The following is a 17533-nucleotide window of genomic DNA, read 5'->3' as shown; positions in this document are numbered from 1 at the left end:
TGGTACCACGTTAATAAACTAACGTCCCGCATTGATTATTAAGTTAATCAATGCGGACTTTTTATTTAAAAATACAAAATAGGAGTGCTAAATTAATGAAAATTAAAAATACATTGAATATCGGTAAAACTAAATTTCCGATGCGTGGTAATTTACCCGTCAATGAAGTACGACGTGAAAAGATTTGGGCAGAGAATAAAGTCTATGAAGCTCGTCAGAAATTAAACGAAGGAAAACCTACGTTTATTTTGCATGATGGACCTCCATACGCCAATGGAAATATTCATATTGGACATGCGATGAACAAAATTTCTAAGGATATTATTGTTCGTTACAAGTCAATGAACGGATTCCGTTCACCATTTATTCCTGGTTGGGATACACACGGTTTGCCAATTGAACAACAATTGACCAAGATGGGAAAAGATCGTAAAGCAGTTGGACCAGTAATTTGGCGTAAAATGGCCGATGAATTTGCTCACAAGCAAGTTAAAAAGCAAATGAATGACTTTAAGCGCTTGGGAATTGCTGCCGATTGGGACCACCCATATCTTACCTTAATGCCTGAATTTGAAGCAGCTCAATTGCGAGTCTTTGGTGACATGGCTAAAAAAGGTTATATCTATAAAGGTAAAAAGCCAGTCTTTTGGTCATGGTCTTCTGAATCTGCTTTGGCTCTTTCAGAAATTGAGTATCATGATGTAACTTCACCAACTGCATATTATGCAGAACAAGTGAAGGACGGTAAGGGACTTCTAGATAATGATACTTACTTTGTGGTTTGGACGACAACTCCTTGGACCATTCCTGGTTCTCGTGGAATTTCATTGAATGCTGAATTTAAGTATTCACAAGTAAAGCCATCTGGATCAGATAAGAAGTATATCATTGCTACTGAATTGTTAGCTCATGATGCTGAAATATTTGGTTGGTCAGACTATGAAGTTTTGGCTGAATTTACTGGAAAAGATTTGGAATATATTACTGCACAACATCCATTCTATGATGATGTTGAGTTATTAGTAATGTTGGCAGACTTTGTTACTCTTGATGCAGGGACCGGATTAGTTCATACTGCGCCTGGATTTGGGGAAGATGATTTTTATGTTGGGCAAAAGTACAACCTAGAAATAGCAGTACCGGTAGACTATCAAGGTAAAATGACTGAAGAAGCTGGAGTTGACTTTGCAGGTGTCTTCTATGAGGATGCAAATGCAATCTCATTAAAGAAGTTATCTGATCAAGGGGTTCTCTTAAAGCAAGAAGATATTACGCATTCATATCCGTTTGATTGGCGAACTAAGAAACCAGTTATCTATCGAGCTGTGCCACAATGGTTTGCTTCAGTAGCTGATTTTAGAGATGATTTACTATCTGAATTGGATAATGTTACTTTCTCACCAGCTTGGGGTAAAAAACGCCTTTACAATATGTTGAAAGATCGTGGTGATTGGGTAATTTCACGACAACGTGTTTGGGGCGTGCCTCTTCCAATTTTCTATGCAGAAGATGGAACAGCAATCCTAGACCCAGATATTATTGAACATGTAGCCAAATTAGTGGAAGAGAATGGTTCAACTTATTGGTTTGAAAAAGAACCTAAGGAACTTTTGCCAGAAGGTTATACAAATGAACATTCACCAAATGGTCAATTTACTAAAGAAAATGACATTATGGATGTTTGGTTTGATTCAGGGACTTCTCATCAAGGTGTTTTGGCAACGCGAGATAATTTAGAGTTCCCAGCTGATCTTGTCTTGGAAGGTTCTGATCAATACCGTGGATGGTTTAACTCATCAATTATTACTTCGGTTGCAGCAACTGGTCATGCACCATACAAGAGCGTTCTTTCACAAGGATTCACTTTAGATGCTAATGGTGAAAAAATGTCTAAATCCATTGGAAATACGATTGAACCAAATGAGATTACTGATAGTATGGGAGCTGATATTATTCGTCTTTGGGTATCAACGGTTGATACATCTCAGGATGTCCGTGTTACCATGGATGGGTTTAAGCAAACTTCAGACAGTTATCGTAAGATTAGAAATACAATGCGATTCTTGCTAGCTAATACTAGTGACTTTGATTCTCAGAAAGATCAAGTCGCTTTTGCTGATATGACACCTGTTGATCAATATTTCTATGCGCGTTTTAATGATCTAGTTGCTGAATTGAAGTCTGCATATGATCGTTATGATTTCCAAGCCGTTAATAAATCATTAATGAACTTTATTAATGTTGATTTGTCAGCATTTTACTTGGACTTCAACAAGGATGTTTTGTATGTTGAAGCACCAAATGGTATTTTACGTCGCTCAGTGCAAACAGTTTTGTATAAAATCTTAGTGAGCTTAAATAAACTGATGCTACCAATTTTGCCTCATACAGCAGAAGAAATTTTTGAATATTTGCCTAATGAGACAGGTGAATTTGCTTATTTGACAGATATGCCTGAAGTGGAAGATTTGGATCATGATAGCGAATTGTTAACGCGTTGGACTAAGTTTATGGATATCCGATCAGCGGTCAATAAAGCCTTAGAAGTAGCTCGTAATAATGACTTGATTGGTAAGCCAGCTGAAGCCGCTGTAACTTTGTATCTACAACCAGAACAAAAAGAATTAATCGATAGTTTGGGTCAAGACATTCGAGTTCTTTTGTTGGTATCACAGTTGGAATTGAAGTCAATTGCAGATAAGCCAGACACCGTTGATCAATTTGATGATTACTTTGTTGAGGTGGAACATGCTGCTGGTGAAATGTCACCACGTGATCGAATGTATCACTTGGATCTTGGTCAAGATTCAGACTTCCCAATGCTGTCTAAACACGAAGCACAGATTGTTCGTGATAATTTCCCAGAGGCATTGGATGAAGGTTTAGAATAATTTAATAAATAATTCTATCATTTGATAAATTACTGAATAGAAGAGAAGCGATCGGAATTTTTTTACCCGGTCGCTTTTATCTTTACGATGATATTTGACAAAAAATAAATATCACGTTAAGATGAAGTGTCGAATATTTAGAAGTTCAAATTATCGGATGTTTCTAGATAATTTGATAGAAATAAGGATGGTGAAAATGGCGGATAAAATTTCTTTTGAAGATGTGAATACTTCACTTGTTGATGTTTTTAATAATGCAATGTGGATAGAAGAGGCCTCACTGCGTGACTCTGAGTTTAGTGATATTACACTAAAGGATATGCACATTATTGCGGCGATTGGTGGACAAGGTGAAGTGGCCGCATCAAAACTAGCTCATATTGTACATGTAACACCAAGTACAATGACTAGTTCGATTGATAAATTATTCCGCAAGGGTTATGTTGAACGTCAGCGTGATGATGTTGATCGACGTCTTGTTCTAATCGTTTTAACTGCCAAAGGACAAGCAGTTTGTCGTTCCCATGATGCTTTTCACCGGGGACTTACACATACGATGTTTAGTGACCTTGATAGTGAAGAATCAAATACAGTACAAAATGCTATTTTTAGATTACAAGACTATTTGAAAAATTTAGTTGATTAATTAAAAATATAAAAATACCCTTACCGTTGGAGTTTAACTTTCAATGGTAAGGGTATTTTTATTAATTATATAAAAAATTATATTGTTCTTAGATTGTTCGAGGTACCAACCAATAGTGTTGAATGGTTAAGGCTTTAACTTGAATAGAATACAGTTCCTCGGGTCTTTCTAATTCTATAGGGTCTAATGCCTGCGAAGACAAGTTAAAATTGCTTCCAGCAAAGATAGGGGAAACCAACTGTTGGTTTTCATCAATCATTATAAGTTCAGTCACAGCGTTAGAAATGCATTGATAGGCCTTTGTTGGTTTAAATTGAAGTGGTCGATTTGATATCTTTTGATCTAGCCTGGTCATAATATTATTAAAGATACGTTCAACATCTGTTGGAACACCACGTAATTCGAAGTTGTCAATTAAAGGAACACCAAATTTAATAGCATAACGTCGAGCAGTTAAAACATATTGCGCATTAAAATTTTTGTTGCCTGATCCAATGACGCCTAAAATATTTTTAGTATCAGGTAGATCTTCAAGAAATTCAAAGAGTGGAGTAGTGAGGATCTCTTTCACACCGCTATGAATGCCATTACCACCATCTAAATAGGTTGGGACAAAAACAAAACTTGGGTGATCTAAAGTGTTTAGTTGTGTGTTTGCAGAAATTTCAATAGCTTTAAATTGATAATTAATTTCGTTATGTTGTGAGAATTCAATTAAATTATCAATGAATTTTTTAGTATTTCCAGCAATTGAGGTATAGATTAAGTTGATAATCATTTGAGGCTCCTTGTTAAATATAATAGTATAAAGATACTCCATTTTTAAAAGTTAAACAACTCTTTTGCATAATAAATATAACATTGCGTTAGATTTAGTTTCTCAATAACGTTTGTTGTTAAATGGCTTTAAATAGCTAATTAAAGCGGTTTATTTTATCCTTAACACGAAAATGATTTAATTTCAATATTGCTTTATGTTATTTTCGTAGGTATACTAAAGCACATAAAGCATTCCGAAAAAGGTGCAAATAAAAGAAATAAATTGGAGGATTTTAACCATGTCAGTCACAGTTTATACAAAGAATAATTGTGTGCAATGTATGATGACTAAGAAAACATTAATACAGTACGGGATTGAATTTACTGAAAAAAATGTTGAGGATGATGCTGAAGCAATGAACTTTTTGAAAAGTGCAGGTTATCAAGCTGTCCCAGTTGTTTTTGCAGATCAACAAGAGCCCATTAAGGGATTCCGACCAGATTTATTAAAGAAATTACGTATGGCAATCTAAATTAAGATGCAATTAATACAAAATATTAATTGAGTGGTTGGTTTATAAAGAGGGCCAAAGTTATTTTAACCATTGGTCTTTTTTATTTGATCTGATAATAAGGGAGTATATGAAATGGCATTAGACACGTTGAATCAAGATGAAGTAACTTATTTTGATTTGAATAATGAATTAAATATTCCAAAAAATGGGATGATTCAAATTGACAAAGATCGTGAAGCATTAGAAGCATTTTTAAAAGAAAATGTTATTCCAAATACACTTAAATTTGATTCTTTAAAAGCTAAATTTGATTATTTACTAGAGAACGAGTTTATTGATAAAGATATGTTGAATCAATATGACTTTGCTTTTATTGAACAACTATATGCTTTCCTCAAGTCAGAACAATTTAAATTTAAATCATTTATGGCAGCATACAAATTTTATGCACAATATGCATTAAAAACAAACGACCAACGTTTCTATGTTGAAAATTATATTGATCGTGTGGCCATGAACTCTTTGTTTTATGCCAATGGTGATGAGACATTAGTAATGAATTTAGCTAATGAAATGATTCATCAACGATACCAACCAGCTACTCCATCATTTTTGAATGCTGGAAAGGCACGTCGAGGAGAATTAGTTTCCTGTTTCGTCTTGCAGACGACTGATGATATGAATTCCATTGGACGCGTCATTAATTCAGCATTACAGTTATCTAAAATGGGTGGCGGAGTTGGAATTAATTTATCTAATTTACGAGAAGCAGGTGCAACGATTAAAGGGACTGCTAATGCTGCATCCGGGGTTGTACCAGTGATGAAGTTATTAGAAGATTCATTTAGCTATTCCAACCAAATGGGTCAACGCCAAGGAGCAGGGGTAGTATATTTATCAGTTTTCCATCCAGATATTATGCAATTTTTGTCGACTAAAAAGGAAAATGCTGATGAGAAAATACGGGTTAAGACCCTTTCTTTGGGGCTTACTGTTCCAGATAAGTTTTATGAATTAATCAAAAAAGACGCTATGATGTATCTTTTTTCACCTTACGATGTGGAAAGAGAGTATGGGGAACCTTTCAACTATATCGACATAACTGATGAGTATGATAATTTGGTTGCTAATCCGCGTATTAAAAAAACTATGATTAAGGCCCGTGATTTAGAAAATGAAATTTCAAAGTTACAGCAAGAGTCTGGTTATCCATATATTATTAATTTGGATGTAGTGAATCGCGCTAATCCAATTTCAGGTAAGGTGGTTTCTTCCAATCTTTGTTCAGAAATTTTGCAGGTTCAAACGCCAAGCATTATTAATAATAAACAAGAGTATGAAGAAATGGGGACTGATATCTCATGTAATTTGGGATCAACTAATATCGTTAATATGATGGAGACTAATGATTTTGCTTCATCAGTTGAAACTATGATTCGGGCCCTTTCGTTTGTCTCAGATAATTCAAAATTAGATGTTGTACCATCAGTCCAAAAAGGAAATCAAGCACTACATGCTGTCGGTCTTGGTGCGATGGGATTAGCAGCGTATTTTGCTAAAAATAAGATGTATTATGGTGATGAAGAAGCTTTGGACTTTACCAATATGTATTTCATGATGCTAAACTATTACTCATTATTGGCCTCGAATCAGATTGCTAAAGAGCGGAAAATTACTTTTGATGGGTTTGAAGAATCTGAATATGCTAATGGAAAATATTTTGATAAGTATCTACAAAATAATTTCCAACCTAAGACAGAAAAAGTTCAGGAATTATTCAAGCAACACCATATTCCAGATCAAGCTGATTGGCAGTATTTAAAAGAACAAATACAAAAATTTGGACTTTATAACGCTTACCGGTTAGCAATTGCACCGACTGGATCAATCTCATATGTAAATGATTCAACGGCTTCGTTACATCCAATTATTAATAAGATTGAGGAACGACAAGAGAAAAAGATTGGTAAAATTTATTATCCAGCGCCATATTTGAAAAATGATACACTTCCATATTATGAATCAGCGTATGATCTTGATATGAGGAAAGTAATTGATGTTTATTCAACTGCTCAACAACATATTGATCAGGGGATGGCTTTAACTTTGTTTATGCGTTCTACTTTGCCAGAAGGACTTTATGAGTGGAAAAATGGGCGTACCAATAAGATGACCACTCGTGATTTGAATATCTTAAGGATGTATGCTTATCATAAGAATATTAAATCAGTTTATTATATTCGAACTTATACTGATGATGACGGTGAATTGGGTGTCAATGAGTGTGAATCATGTTCAATTTAAGAAAATGATAGGGAGAATTATTAGATATGGCGGAGAATTATCAAGCAATCAATTGGAACGTTATTGAGGATCAGATTGATAAGGCAACATGGGAGAAATTAACTGAACAATTTTGGCTCGATACCAGAATTCCTTTGTCAAATGACTTGGATGATTGGCGAAAAATGACTGAAGAGGAACATTATTTGGTAGGGCACGTGTTTGGTGGTTTAACCTTATTAGACACACTTCAATCTCAAGATGGGATGACCTCATTAAAGGAAAATATTCGAACACAGCATGAAGAAGCGGTCTTAAATAATATCGAGTTTATGGAATCAGTGCATGCTAAGTCATATTCATCAATTTTTGAAACATTAAATAGTTCAGAAGAAATTGATGAGATTTTTTCATGGACTAATCAAAATGAATATTTACAATATAAGGCAAATAAAATTAATGCTGTCTATCAAAATGGAACAGCCCTTCAAAAGAAGGTAGCATCTGTCTTTTTGGAGACATTCTTATTTTATTCAGGATTTTACACCCCGCTTTACTATTTAGGACATAATAAGTTGAACAATGTTGCTGAAATTATTAAATTAATTTTACGTGATGAATCTGTGCATGGAACATACATTGGATATAAATTCCAACTTGGCTTTAATGAGTTGGGTGAAGGTGAGCAAGCTGAATTTAAGAATTGGATGTATGAATTCTTACTAGATTTATATAATAATGAAGAGCAATTTACACATGAATTATATGACCCAATGGGATGGTCAGAATCAGTCTTAACTTTCATTCGTTATAACGCCAACAAGGCTTTGATGAATTTGGGGCAAGATCCTATTTTCCCAGATAGTGCTGATGATGTTAATCCCATTGTTATGAATGGGATTTCAACGACTACATCTAATCATGACTTCTTCTCACAGGTTGGAAACGGTTATAGACTTGGTCAAGTTGAAGTTATGGATGATAGTGATTACAATTATGGGTTAAATTAATAAGTAAAAAAAGACTAGTTAGAGATTGGTTCTAACTAGTCTTTTAATTTGGAGTTAACATATTAAACAGCATAAATTCCTGAAAATTAAGCTCAATTTTCAGAGTTTACAAGAGATATTATTATATTTTAAATTAATCAATAATTCTAAGATCTTTTGATAGATGAGTAAATGAATCAGCACCTGATTCTGTTAATACGATTGAATCTTCAATCCGAACTCCCATGTCACCAGGAATATAAATTCCAGGTTCAATTGAGAAGGCCATTCCAGGTTCAAGTACTAAATCATTTCCACCCATGATTTGTGGGAATTCATGGACAGAAGAACCAAGTCCATGGCCTAGACGATGGACAAAGTATTCTCCATAACCTGCTTTGGTAATGACATCACGAGCAATACCATCTAATTCACTGGCAGTCATACCGGGCTTAACTTGTGATTGAGCAGCAAGTTGAGCTTCTAAGACGACTTGATAAACATCGCGTTGATGGTCCGAAACATTACCAAAAGCGACTGTTCGAGTTGCATCAGAGACATAACCATCATGAATTGTACCTAGGTCAAAGAGCGCCATATCACCCTTCTTTAATTCAGTTAACCCCGTGGCACCATGAGGATCGGCAGCATGGGCACCAAATTGGACTAATGTCTCAAATGACATTCCAGGAATTCCACGTTTCTTAGTCTCAAATTCTAGACTGGCTGCGACTGATAATTCAGTCGTTCCAGTTTGAAGAGCAGCAAAGCCTGCTTCAAATGCCAAGTCGGCATCATCACCAGCTAAATGCATTTTCTTAATTTCATCGTCTGACTTATGCAAGCGCATATTTTGAATTATTTCTGTCAGATCACCTTCAAATTTAATTTCGGGCAATGCAGATTTAATCAATTCGGCGCGAGCCAATGTTAATTGTTCACTTTCAATCGCCCAATGAGTTAAGTGATTGGTATTTTCTTTAATGTGATTAGCAAGGATTTGCCAACCATTTTCATGGTCTTGGTATCCATAAACTGGGAATTGCCAACCTGTTGATTTAACCGCCTCAACTTCTAGCGCCGGAGCGAAAATAATTGGATCATCTTGAGCAAAAACAACTAATGCTAAAATGCGCTCAATAGGGTCCGACTCGAAACCAGTTAAGTATGAGATAGAATGGAAATCCGAAAAATATGCAACATCTAATTGGTTGGTGTTTAGCCATTGTTGAACTTGATTAATTTTTGAAGACATAATATTACTCCTTATCAATATATTAATGTATATTTTACACTTTTATGATAAAATTTTCATTTGATTTACATAATTTAGTAGTTTTTTTAATAAAGACATTGTGAAAATGTTGCTTAGCCCCTGGTAAATTAGGAATGAAAACGGTTGTATTTATTTTCATAAATTGATATAATAGCCTTTATATCAATTAATTTATCAAAAGGAGGTACTTAATATGGAAAAACAAGCGGTTACAATTTATGATGTTGCACGCGAAGCAGGAGTATCAATGGCTACCGTTTCACGGGTTGTCAACGGAAATACAAATGTGCGTAGCGAAACTAAAGATAAAGTTGAAGCAGTTATTGCTAATTTAAATTATCGACCTAATGCAGTTGCGCGTGGATTGGCATCACGGAAAAGTACAACTGTTGGAATCGTGATTCCTGATGTAACAAATATCTATTTTTCAGAATTATCACGTGGAATTGATGACGTTGCACGAATGTACAACTATCAAATTATTTTAGCTAATTCGGAAGAAAAGAATGCATCTGAAGTAGTGGAATCATTATTAAGTAAACAAGTTGATGGTATTTTATACATGGGAAATATCATTGATGATCGTTTACGAGAAGAATTGGATAAGTCTAATGTGCCAGTTGTCTTATCAGGATCGGTAGATTTAAAAAATCAAAAGCCGTCAGTCAACATTGATTATATTTCTGCTGTGCAAGAAATTACAGAAAAATTAATTGCAAGCGGACATAAAAAAATTAGTTTCATTTCAGGACCACTTAATCAAACAATTAATAGTGATTTTAAATTAAAGGGTTATCAAAATGCATTGGAAGATGCTGGAATTGAATATGATGAAGATTTGATTTTTGCTGGTGAATATGAGTATGAGAGTGGTTACCAATTAGGTGATGAAATTCGTGATTCTGGTGCTACAGCATCTGTAGTAGTAGATGATGAAATGGCTGCTGGAGTACTTAACTATATGACTGATAATAATGTTAAGATTCCTGATAATTTTGAAGTAGTTACTGTGAATAATTCACATATTACTCTTATGACTCGACCACAATTGAGTTCAGTTATCCAACCAATTTATGATATTGGGGCTGTTTCAATGCGGATGTTAACAAAATTAATGAATAATGAAGAATTAGAAACGTCTGAAGTCTTGTTGGCACACGGCTATGCTAAACGTGAATCAACAAAGAATTAAGGGTTCTTTTTTTACTTAAATCACATTTGTAATCCATGTCAAATTTAATTTGATGTGGTTTTTTTAGTTGATTCGCTTAAATATTATGGTTATAATTAACTATAGTATTTGTTGGAGATATGGCAGAGTGGTAATGCAGCGGACTCGAAATCCGCCGAACCGGTGTAGAGCCGGCGCACGGGTTCAAATCCCGTTGTCTCCTTAATATAAAAAAACAAATCCCGTTGTATCGCGATAATCGTTGATATGACGGGGTTTGTTTTTTATACATGTGTTCGTTGAAGTCCCCAAATGTTCGCCGAAGTTCGAATAAAAGGGTACCTGAGTGGGTACTTTTTAGAAATTAACTAAACTGGTAAAGATATCAGCAGTAGTTTCCTTCATTTATTCAGTTACAGCAGTATAAATTGCCAAGGTTGTTTGAACATCATCATGCCCCAATTGATATTGAAGTTGCTTGATATTCATTCCAGCTTGAGCTGAAAGAGTAGCATAGGTATGTCTAAATCCATGAATTTTAATACGAGGTAAATCTGCTTTCTTAGTAATTGTTTCACACCATTTACGTGGCTTTTGAATTTTCATATAAGATTGTAGGTCATTATTCGTAAAGACAAATCCTTTAGCCTTTAGACCACTTTTAAGAATAGATGTGGCTTGAATAGCTTGATAATGTTTTAATATGTTAATGGTAATTTTATCAATTTTGACAATACGATTACCAGCTTTTGTCTTAGGCGTACTCAAAATCGTATTGCCATTCTTGTCTACTGATAAGGCTTTATTAATAGCAATGGTACATCCGTCAAAATTAATGTCTTTCCATTCCAAAGCTAAAGCTTCACCTTTACGCATTCCAGAAAACGCTAAGAGACGGAAGAGAGCATACACATGGTACTTTTTATCAGCATATAAAATTTCAGCTGTATCTAAAAATGATTTTAGCTGATCCTTTTTATAATAATCAACTCGGTCCATAAATACTGGAGCAGGTTTTGCTTTTGGAAAAGTAACTTTATCAAATGGGTTCTTCTGAATTACTTCAAGTGAAACCAATGTACTCATGACCTGTTTAAATGGATAAAATTTTCAGCTTTACGATAAGTTGATGGCAAAACTTTTTTAGAATAAATATCTAACCAAGATTTAAAAGCGTCATTTAGCGTCATGTTTGAATTGAACTTATCAAATTCACCATCATCAACTTTATTTAAGATATCACGTTCCCATTTCTTGGCCAAAGTTAGGGAATTGATACTTTTTTATTTTTCTCACGGCGCTTACCTAAATTATCCGAGAAAGTAACTCGAACATTATAAGTTCCGTTAGATTGTTTTTTAATACTCATCTTATTTCTCCTTTAAGGCCCCTAGCCTAAAAAATCTAATAATGAGTAAGTAGTTTTAAAGATATGCTCGGGTCTGGTATAATAAATACTCGAAAGAGCTTTAACTAGTTACTTTCATTTTTTGACGCATATCCTTACTTTTAGCGGAGTTGGGGATATGCGTTTTTTTATTTGTTGTGTTAATTTTCAGACCAGCTATTAGCCAATGACTTGACCTTAAATGGTTCGTACACTTTTGAATTATTCATAATAGTAGATACATTGTAATCAGTTTTAAGTGCATAATTTCCATTAGAATCTTTTATGCTGATAGAAATAGAATCAAAATTATTTAACTTATCACCAGCATTTTTTTGCATATTTTCAAGAATGGCCGCCATGACTACACGAACATCTTTATCAGAAGTTACGGTTATTACTGCATTATATGGATCAGCAACGTAACTACCATTGACCTTTACCTTCTTAAAATCAGAACTAGTACCAACTAAATCTTTAATTGTACTGTTCATATCAGTAGAAGAGTCTGACGAAGTAGATATTTCTGTGGAACTTTGTTCGGAACTCGAACTAGATGTTTTTACATTTTCAACACTCTCACTATATTCTTTTCTTGCTTTTTCATCTTCAACGCTATTTAGTGAACTAACGTAAGATTCATATAGTGGAGATTTATTTGATAAATCAAATGATTTCTTATTTTTAGGAAGTCCTTTTTGCTTTGCAACTACGATGATGTGAAAGCCACCGCTTTGTTCAAAATCTTTTGTTTTAGATAGATCTAAAGTTATTTCAGAATTATCATATTTTTTAGATTCAAAGATAATTTCTTTATTTTTAACTTCACCATTATAAATTGTCAAATGAGTATTTTTATGGGTTTTCGGTTTGAATTTAAATAATCCATTTTTATCAGTATTATGATATGAAAGATCATCATAAGAGAGCAATTTATCAGATATATATAAATAAGTTTTTTGATCATGTTTATGTTCTGTATTTTGTTTACTAGCTTTATCACTCACAATTAGCATGACAATGCTTAACAATACACAAAGCAATGTTATCAAAAAACTTTTCTTCTTAAATATAGATAATATTTTATCTAAATCCATTTCCTGCTCCTTAAAATAAACAGTTTACCGTGGATATTAAGCACGTATGGACCCTGTCGGACTCGAACCGACGACCGAACGGTTATGAGCCGTTTGCTCTAACCAACTGAGCTAAAGGTCCGTGGCAGTTTAACGACTTGCAGGTCAATAATTCCTTACTTTGGTAGGAATTTTTATTTATTATTTTTTCAAATGTTTTTCATAAAAATTAAGCAATATAATGAAAATTATTACGCATAAAAATGTTAGTAAAGCTGTAATTAACATTATATAGGGTGGAGCTATAGTGTTTGAAAAGTGTGTCATATTAAATCCTTGTTATGCCTTTCAATGTAAATATTTATGTATCCCGCAGAGACGGGATGAGGTTACTAGTATTACATGTTTAAAAGATCGGGAATCAAAATAAAGCGGATGGCTATGTTAATAATAACGGATAAAGCTATGGCTAAAATAAATAAGAACAATCCAGCACGATTCCAAGTAGACTGAACTTTTTTAAATTCATCAACAGATGAATAATTACCTTTTTTCCAAGCCCAATCGTTTCCTTTGAATCCGCAAACGAAACGCCAAATGAAACCAAAGATAGGAATTAATGTAAAAAATGTTAGATAAGACTTGTTTCCAAATCCCCAGATCCAACTAAACATAAAGGCTCCCCAACTCCATCCTTTAACTTCTTGCGGCGTTACTTTACTATTTTCTTCATTCATAACTAACTACTCCTTAAAAAGTTTATCGTGAATTTTAAACACGTATATGTATCCCGCCAGAGGCGGGAAGTGGATTAATCGTTCAAATGTTGAATAGCATAAGCTGCTTCTTCTGGAGTGAATTTTTCTCCAGCGTCAGAAGTTAATTGTTCTTGGATTGCATCTGGAGACATTGACATATCATCTTGGTATGACTTTGCTTTCTTCAGAGCATATTTATTATAATCAGCATCTAAATTATCAATTGCATATTGTGCAGCTTCAGCACTAAATTGTTCACCAGCATCAGCGGTTAATTGGTCGTAAATACCTGCCTTAGACATGTTCATCATAGATGAATACGACTTAGCTTTGTTTAATGCTGATTTATATTCAGTTGGAACTGATGAGTCACTTTCTGATTCTGAACTAGATTCAGAATCATTACTAATACTTGAATCAGCAGCTTGTGATGATCCATTTGAACTATTATCATCTGAATCTCCACCCATACTTGAAGCAATAATTGCTACAACAATGATTGCTAATATCCAGAACCAGACGCGCTTATAAAAAGGCTTCTTTTGAACGTATGTGTTTCCGTTCTCGTCAGTGATCTTCTTACTCATAATACCTACTCCTTGAGCCTTTTATTGTGGATGCTTAGCACATGATATTAACTTATAATTTCAAATATAGATTCAGAAATAAAATCGAATTCAGAACTACCAGCATAATCGATTAAATTATTTATATCCATGTATAACATAGAAGACAACTCATCATAATTACCATTTTCATAGTTTTTAATAATGCGTTGTGATTCATAAAAATCGCACTCTTTTTGAGAAACAAGATAATACATTACTCGATGATAAAGAGCAGTGGAGGACATTTCAAAATATTCTGTTATGTCATCCTAATTGTTTTTGAGAGCGAATGCACGCATAAAAGCATACGGATTAACCATTATATAGCTTACTAACGTATCAGCTTCTTGTTCTTCTAAATTTCGTCCATTAAATTCATCGTTAATCAAACTATTAAAGTTTTGAGATTGAAATAAATTATTATTTATATGTAAAATATAGTGGCTCAATTCGTGAGATAGAGTGAAAGGCTGACGAGTTATAGGCAGGTATGGGTTTATTCCAATTCTTGGTTGACCATTTTTATAGACAGTCTTACCAGATAAAAAGTCTTTAATTTCATATGGGAAATACTCTTCACCTATTTTTATTTCTAAGTTTAAGTTGGACATAGTTTTCCCATGTTATTAAGTCAACTTTTGTATCAGTAAAAATTGCCACTTTTAATGCTAAGGATGCTGATTTATTGAATAATGATTTAAATTGAGTATCTAGCATATATATTATTTCCACATATCATCTAAGAGGAAACGTGTATATTTATCTAACGCTTTTTTAATCGTGTCTCTTTCTGACTTTGGGACACGAGAGAGATCTATTCTGTAAAATTCTTCCATGCCATCCTCATCAGCTCGATGGGGATTTTTTTCATCTGTGGTCCCTAAAAGATAATCGGTAGTTACTCCTAATACATCTGCAACAGCTTTCAAAGTATCAACTTTCGGTGTAACCGTCTTCCATTGATAAATTGATTTTTGTGCAATTCCTGCTTTTGTTGCTACATCTGTAAGGGATAAGCCACGTTCTTTAGCTGTTTTTTTAGTTATATCTAAAAGAGACATTTTTAATTCACTCCGGTATTTCTAATAAAAGTACAATTGATTGAAATTAACCCTTTATAATAATCACAAAAGGTTGTACTATAACGTTTGTTAAGACAATTAATTATTTTGAATAACAAATAAAACCTAGAAATATAACAAGAAAGCTTTAGCTGTCATACTATAAAAAGTGCAAGCGTGTTATATATAGGGTTATTTCGTATGCATTTATAGTACAATGTATTGTACTTTTTGTAAATGAATTTATTAATTCAATTAACAAATTAAACAGAAAAGGAGATGAATATATGGCCTCAAGTTCTTTGTACATTCGCATTGATAATGTACTTAATAAAATTAATGGATCATATGAGTGGTTGGCTGGATAAATTTATAACAGCAAGGGAACAACATTAAAAGGTTTTTATTTGAGTTCATTAATTCAAAAAATTCAAAACGATTCAGAATTTACAAAATATGAAAAGAAATACATTGAAGAAATGAAGAATATTTTAAATTTTGCAGATTAGAAAAGATGTTAGGGCGATGAAATACGCATATAAAAATACAGATGGACTTTACTTTCAAGAATATTATTTTATGAGTGGTAAGCGAAGATGGAAGTTTATAGATGATTTACGTAAAGCCTACATATGATAAGAATAAAGATGCAAACCGTTTTTACACCTAATACAATAAAAGAGGATATAAGGGATTAGAGAAAAGAGGTGATACTATGAATAAATTTAAAGTAATGCCAATAGTTATATCTATATTTATTGGAATATTTATTTATACTTTTAAATTTAATATCTTTTCTATGAGTGGAATTAAAGATGGAATGAATTCTATAGTAACTTTTGTGTCTATCGTTTTTGGATTCTATGTTGGCATGTTTGGAATATTAATATCTATAACAAGTACAAACATTATGAAGCGTATTCTAAATGACAAAAAAAGCAGAAGGGAATTAAATAATGTGATGATGATGGCAATAACCAGCTCTTTAATAGTTCTGGTTGTTACTATAGCGATTCAAATTAGTGGTATAAAATATCCGACTTTTGAAATATATCATATTGGAATTAATATGGAATGAAAGAGTATAGAAAAGGTCGTTCAAAGACAGTTAGACGTAATATATCTATTCCAGAATATTTAAATAACATTGCTAAGAAGCAAAATATTAATGTTTCTAAGGTGACAACTGAAGCCCTTGAAGAATTAGTTTTTAACGAATAATTTGGGAGGTAACCGCAGAAAACGTTGTGAAGATAAGCCAGTTAAAGAACATGATCATAGTATGGATGTAATACGTTACTTTGTATTCATGGTTCTTTATAAGAATAGAACAGTAAAGGTGTCAGACAAACCGTCTGGCCTTTTTGGTTAGGAGGAACATTTTGGGATTTCCAATTGATAGAGAATTGGCAGGGGATGTTAATAATCCTAGTCTTAAATTATTAGACTTTATATTGCGAAAACAAGCTCATAACAAGAAACGATTCGATAAGTTAGATCGTTATTATAACGGCAAACACGATGTGTTGACTCGTAAGTTAAGTAATAATAGTAAAGCTAATAAGGTAGTAATAAATCACGCTAAGTATGTTACTGATATGGCTGTTGGATTTGTTACAGGAAAACCATTTAGCTACACAGCAGCACCAGGAAAGAATATTAAAGCCATTCAAGATTCTTTTGATGAGATGGACAATATATCTCACGATACCGAACTGGAAAAAGATTTGTCTGTATTTGGAGTAGCTTATGAGTTGTTATACCTTAAAGCGATTGATGATAAGAATACTGAAGAACGGATTGAATCGATTGATCCACGAGGTGTTGTTCTGGTTACTGATGATTCAGTAGAAAAGAATCCTTTGTTTGGTATTCATTATCAGAAAAAGTTTGATTTGAATGGACGTGAAAATGGTTATTTAATTAAGGTTTATACTGCTAAAGGAGATCGAACTGTTTCAGGTCTCAGAATGGTTATAACCAATGTAGCTAAGCCGAAGTATAAGCAAAATTATTTTGATGGAGTTCCTATTATCGAGTATCGTAACAATGAAGTAAAAAAACTTGTTAATTTGCTGGATCATGATTCAATATATTGATACTATATTATTAT

Annotated in this window: 18 protein-coding genes and 2 tRNA genes; 10 read left to right on the top strand and 10 right to left on the bottom strand. The window is 33.4% G+C overall.

The window, feature by feature from the left end; translation table 11 throughout:
• Nucleotides 1-95: 95 nt before the first annotated feature.
• Nucleotides 96-2891, top strand: a complete 2796-nt coding sequence (gene ileS, locus JC2156_RS05460) for an isoleucine--tRNA ligase (RefSeq protein WP_006845626.1) — start codon at nt 96-98, stop codon at nt 2889-2891.
• Nucleotides 2892-3087: 196 nt separating this feature from the next.
• A complete protein-coding gene (locus JC2156_RS05455) occupies nt 3088-3537 on the top strand; it encodes a MarR family winged helix-turn-helix transcriptional regulator (protein WP_006845625.1) in 450 nt (149 codons plus the stop codon).
• An 88-nt stretch (nt 3538-3625) separates the two neighbouring features.
• Here the strand turns inward: JC2156_RS05455 and JC2156_RS05450 are convergent, their stop codons facing one another.
• Nucleotides 3626-4315: a class Ib ribonucleoside-diphosphate reductase assembly flavoprotein NrdI gene (locus JC2156_RS05450; protein WP_006845624.1), complete on the bottom strand. Its 690-nt coding sequence runs from the start codon at nt 4313-4315 to the stop codon at nt 3626-3628.
• A gap of 280 nt (nt 4316-4595) precedes the next feature.
• On the opposite strand from JC2156_RS05450, the gene nrdH reads away from it, so the two are divergent.
• The 3 genes from nrdH (at nt 4596) to nrdF (ending at nt 8104) form a co-directional block, all read left to right on the top strand.
• The gene (gene nrdH / locus JC2156_RS05445; RefSeq protein ID WP_006845623.1) at nt 4596-4829 is read left to right on the top strand and encodes a glutaredoxin-like protein NrdH; all 234 of its coding nucleotides are present in this window, start codon (nt 4596-4598) and stop codon (nt 4827-4829) included.
• Between the two features lie 114 nt (nt 4830-4943).
• Nucleotides 4944-7115, top strand: a complete 2172-nt coding sequence (gene nrdE / locus JC2156_RS05440) for a class 1b ribonucleoside-diphosphate reductase subunit alpha (protein ID WP_006845622.1) — start codon at nt 4944-4946, stop codon at nt 7113-7115.
• 26 nt (nt 7116-7141) lie between these two features.
• Nucleotides 7142-8104, top strand: coding sequence for a class 1b ribonucleoside-diphosphate reductase subunit beta (gene nrdF / locus JC2156_RS05435; protein ID WP_006845621.1), 963 nt, complete (start codon nt 7142-7144; stop codon nt 8102-8104).
• Nucleotides 8105-8237: 133 nt separating this feature from the next.
• On the opposite strand, the gene JC2156_RS05430 is transcribed toward nrdF, so the two are convergent.
• The gene (locus JC2156_RS05430; protein WP_006845620.1) at nt 8238-9338 is read right to left on the bottom strand and encodes a M24 family metallopeptidase; all 1101 of its coding nucleotides are present in this window, start codon (nt 9336-9338) and stop codon (nt 8238-8240) included.
• 214 nt (nt 9339-9552) lie between these two features.
• On the opposite strand from JC2156_RS05430, the gene ccpA reads away from it, so the two are divergent.
• Both ccpA and JC2156_RS05420 read left to right on the top strand, forming a co-directional pair.
• Nucleotides 9553-10551, top strand: coding sequence for a catabolite control protein A (ccpA, locus tag JC2156_RS05425; protein ID WP_006845618.1), 999 nt, complete (start codon nt 9553-9555; stop codon nt 10549-10551).
• Nucleotides 10552-10664: 113 nt separating this feature from the next.
• Nucleotides 10665-10753 (top strand) — tRNA-Ser (locus JC2156_RS05420).
• A gap of 182 nt (nt 10754-10935) precedes the next feature.
• Here JC2156_RS05420 and JC2156_RS05415 read toward each other — a convergent pair.
• From JC2156_RS05415 to JC2156_RS05380, 8 genes are all read right to left on the bottom strand, one after another.
• Nucleotides 10936-11616, bottom strand: coding sequence for a site-specific integrase (locus JC2156_RS05415; protein ID WP_006845617.1), 681 nt, complete (start codon nt 11614-11616; stop codon nt 10936-10938).
• A complete protein-coding gene (locus JC2156_RS05410; protein WP_006845616.1) occupies nt 11613-11792 on the bottom strand; it encodes a hypothetical protein in 180 nt (59 codons plus the stop codon). The genes JC2156_RS05415 and JC2156_RS05410 overlap by 4 nt, the downstream gene beginning before the upstream one ends.
• Before the next feature lie 286 nt (nt 11793-12078).
• Nucleotides 12079-13014, bottom strand: coding sequence for a hypothetical protein (locus tag JC2156_RS05405; RefSeq protein WP_006845615.1), 936 nt, complete (start codon nt 13012-13014; stop codon nt 12079-12081).
• Between the two features lie 47 nt (nt 13015-13061).
• Nucleotides 13062-13135, bottom strand: a tRNA-Ile gene (locus JC2156_RS05400).
• Nucleotides 13136-13391: 256 nt separating this feature from the next.
• Nucleotides 13392-13730 carry a hypothetical protein gene (locus JC2156_RS05395; protein ID WP_006845614.1) on the bottom strand — a complete coding sequence of 113 codons (339 nt, stop codon included), beginning with the start codon at nt 13728-13730 and terminating at the stop codon, nt 13392-13394.
• Nucleotides 13731-13804: 74 nt separating this feature from the next.
• Nucleotides 13805-14338 carry an Ltp family lipoprotein gene (locus JC2156_RS05390; protein ID WP_006845613.1) on the bottom strand — a complete coding sequence of 178 codons (534 nt, stop codon included), beginning with the start codon at nt 14336-14338 and terminating at the stop codon, nt 13805-13807.
• 290 nt (nt 14339-14628) lie between these two features.
• Entirely contained in the window at nt 14629-14970 is a 342-nt protein-coding gene (locus JC2156_RS05385) for an ImmA/IrrE family metallo-endopeptidase (protein WP_006845611.1), read from the bottom strand.
• Between the two features lie 111 nt (nt 14971-15081).
• Nucleotides 15082-15420 (bottom strand): helix-turn-helix domain-containing protein, encoded by a 339-nt coding sequence (locus JC2156_RS05380; RefSeq protein ID WP_006845609.1) that lies wholly within the window; start codon nt 15418-15420, stop codon nt 15082-15084.
• A gap of 715 nt (nt 15421-16135) precedes the next feature.
• Between JC2156_RS05380 and JC2156_RS05375 the strand changes: the two genes are divergently transcribed.
• The 3 genes from JC2156_RS05375 to JC2156_RS05370 all read left to right on the top strand — a co-directional run bounded on the left by JC2156_RS05375 (nt 16136) and on the right by JC2156_RS05370 (nt 17519).
• Complete coding sequence (locus tag JC2156_RS05375; RefSeq protein WP_006845608.1) at nt 16136-16498, top strand: hypothetical protein; 363 nt, start codon at nt 16136-16138, stop codon at nt 16496-16498.
• On the top strand, nt 16495-16641 hold the full coding sequence (locus JC2156_RS09005) for a hypothetical protein (RefSeq protein ID WP_006845607.1): 147 nt from the start codon (nt 16495-16497) through the stop codon (nt 16639-16641). Before JC2156_RS05375 ends, JC2156_RS09005 begins: the two co-directional genes overlap by 4 nt.
• A gap of 161 nt (nt 16642-16802) precedes the next feature.
• Nucleotides 16803-17519, top strand: a complete 717-nt coding sequence (locus tag JC2156_RS05370) for a phage portal protein (protein WP_006845606.1) — start codon at nt 16803-16805, stop codon at nt 17517-17519.
• Nucleotides 17520-17533 lie beyond the last annotated feature (14 nt).

This window comes from Weissella koreensis KCTC 3621 (assembly GCF_000277645.1).
This window is presented reverse-complemented; position numbering and strand designations above follow the sequence as displayed.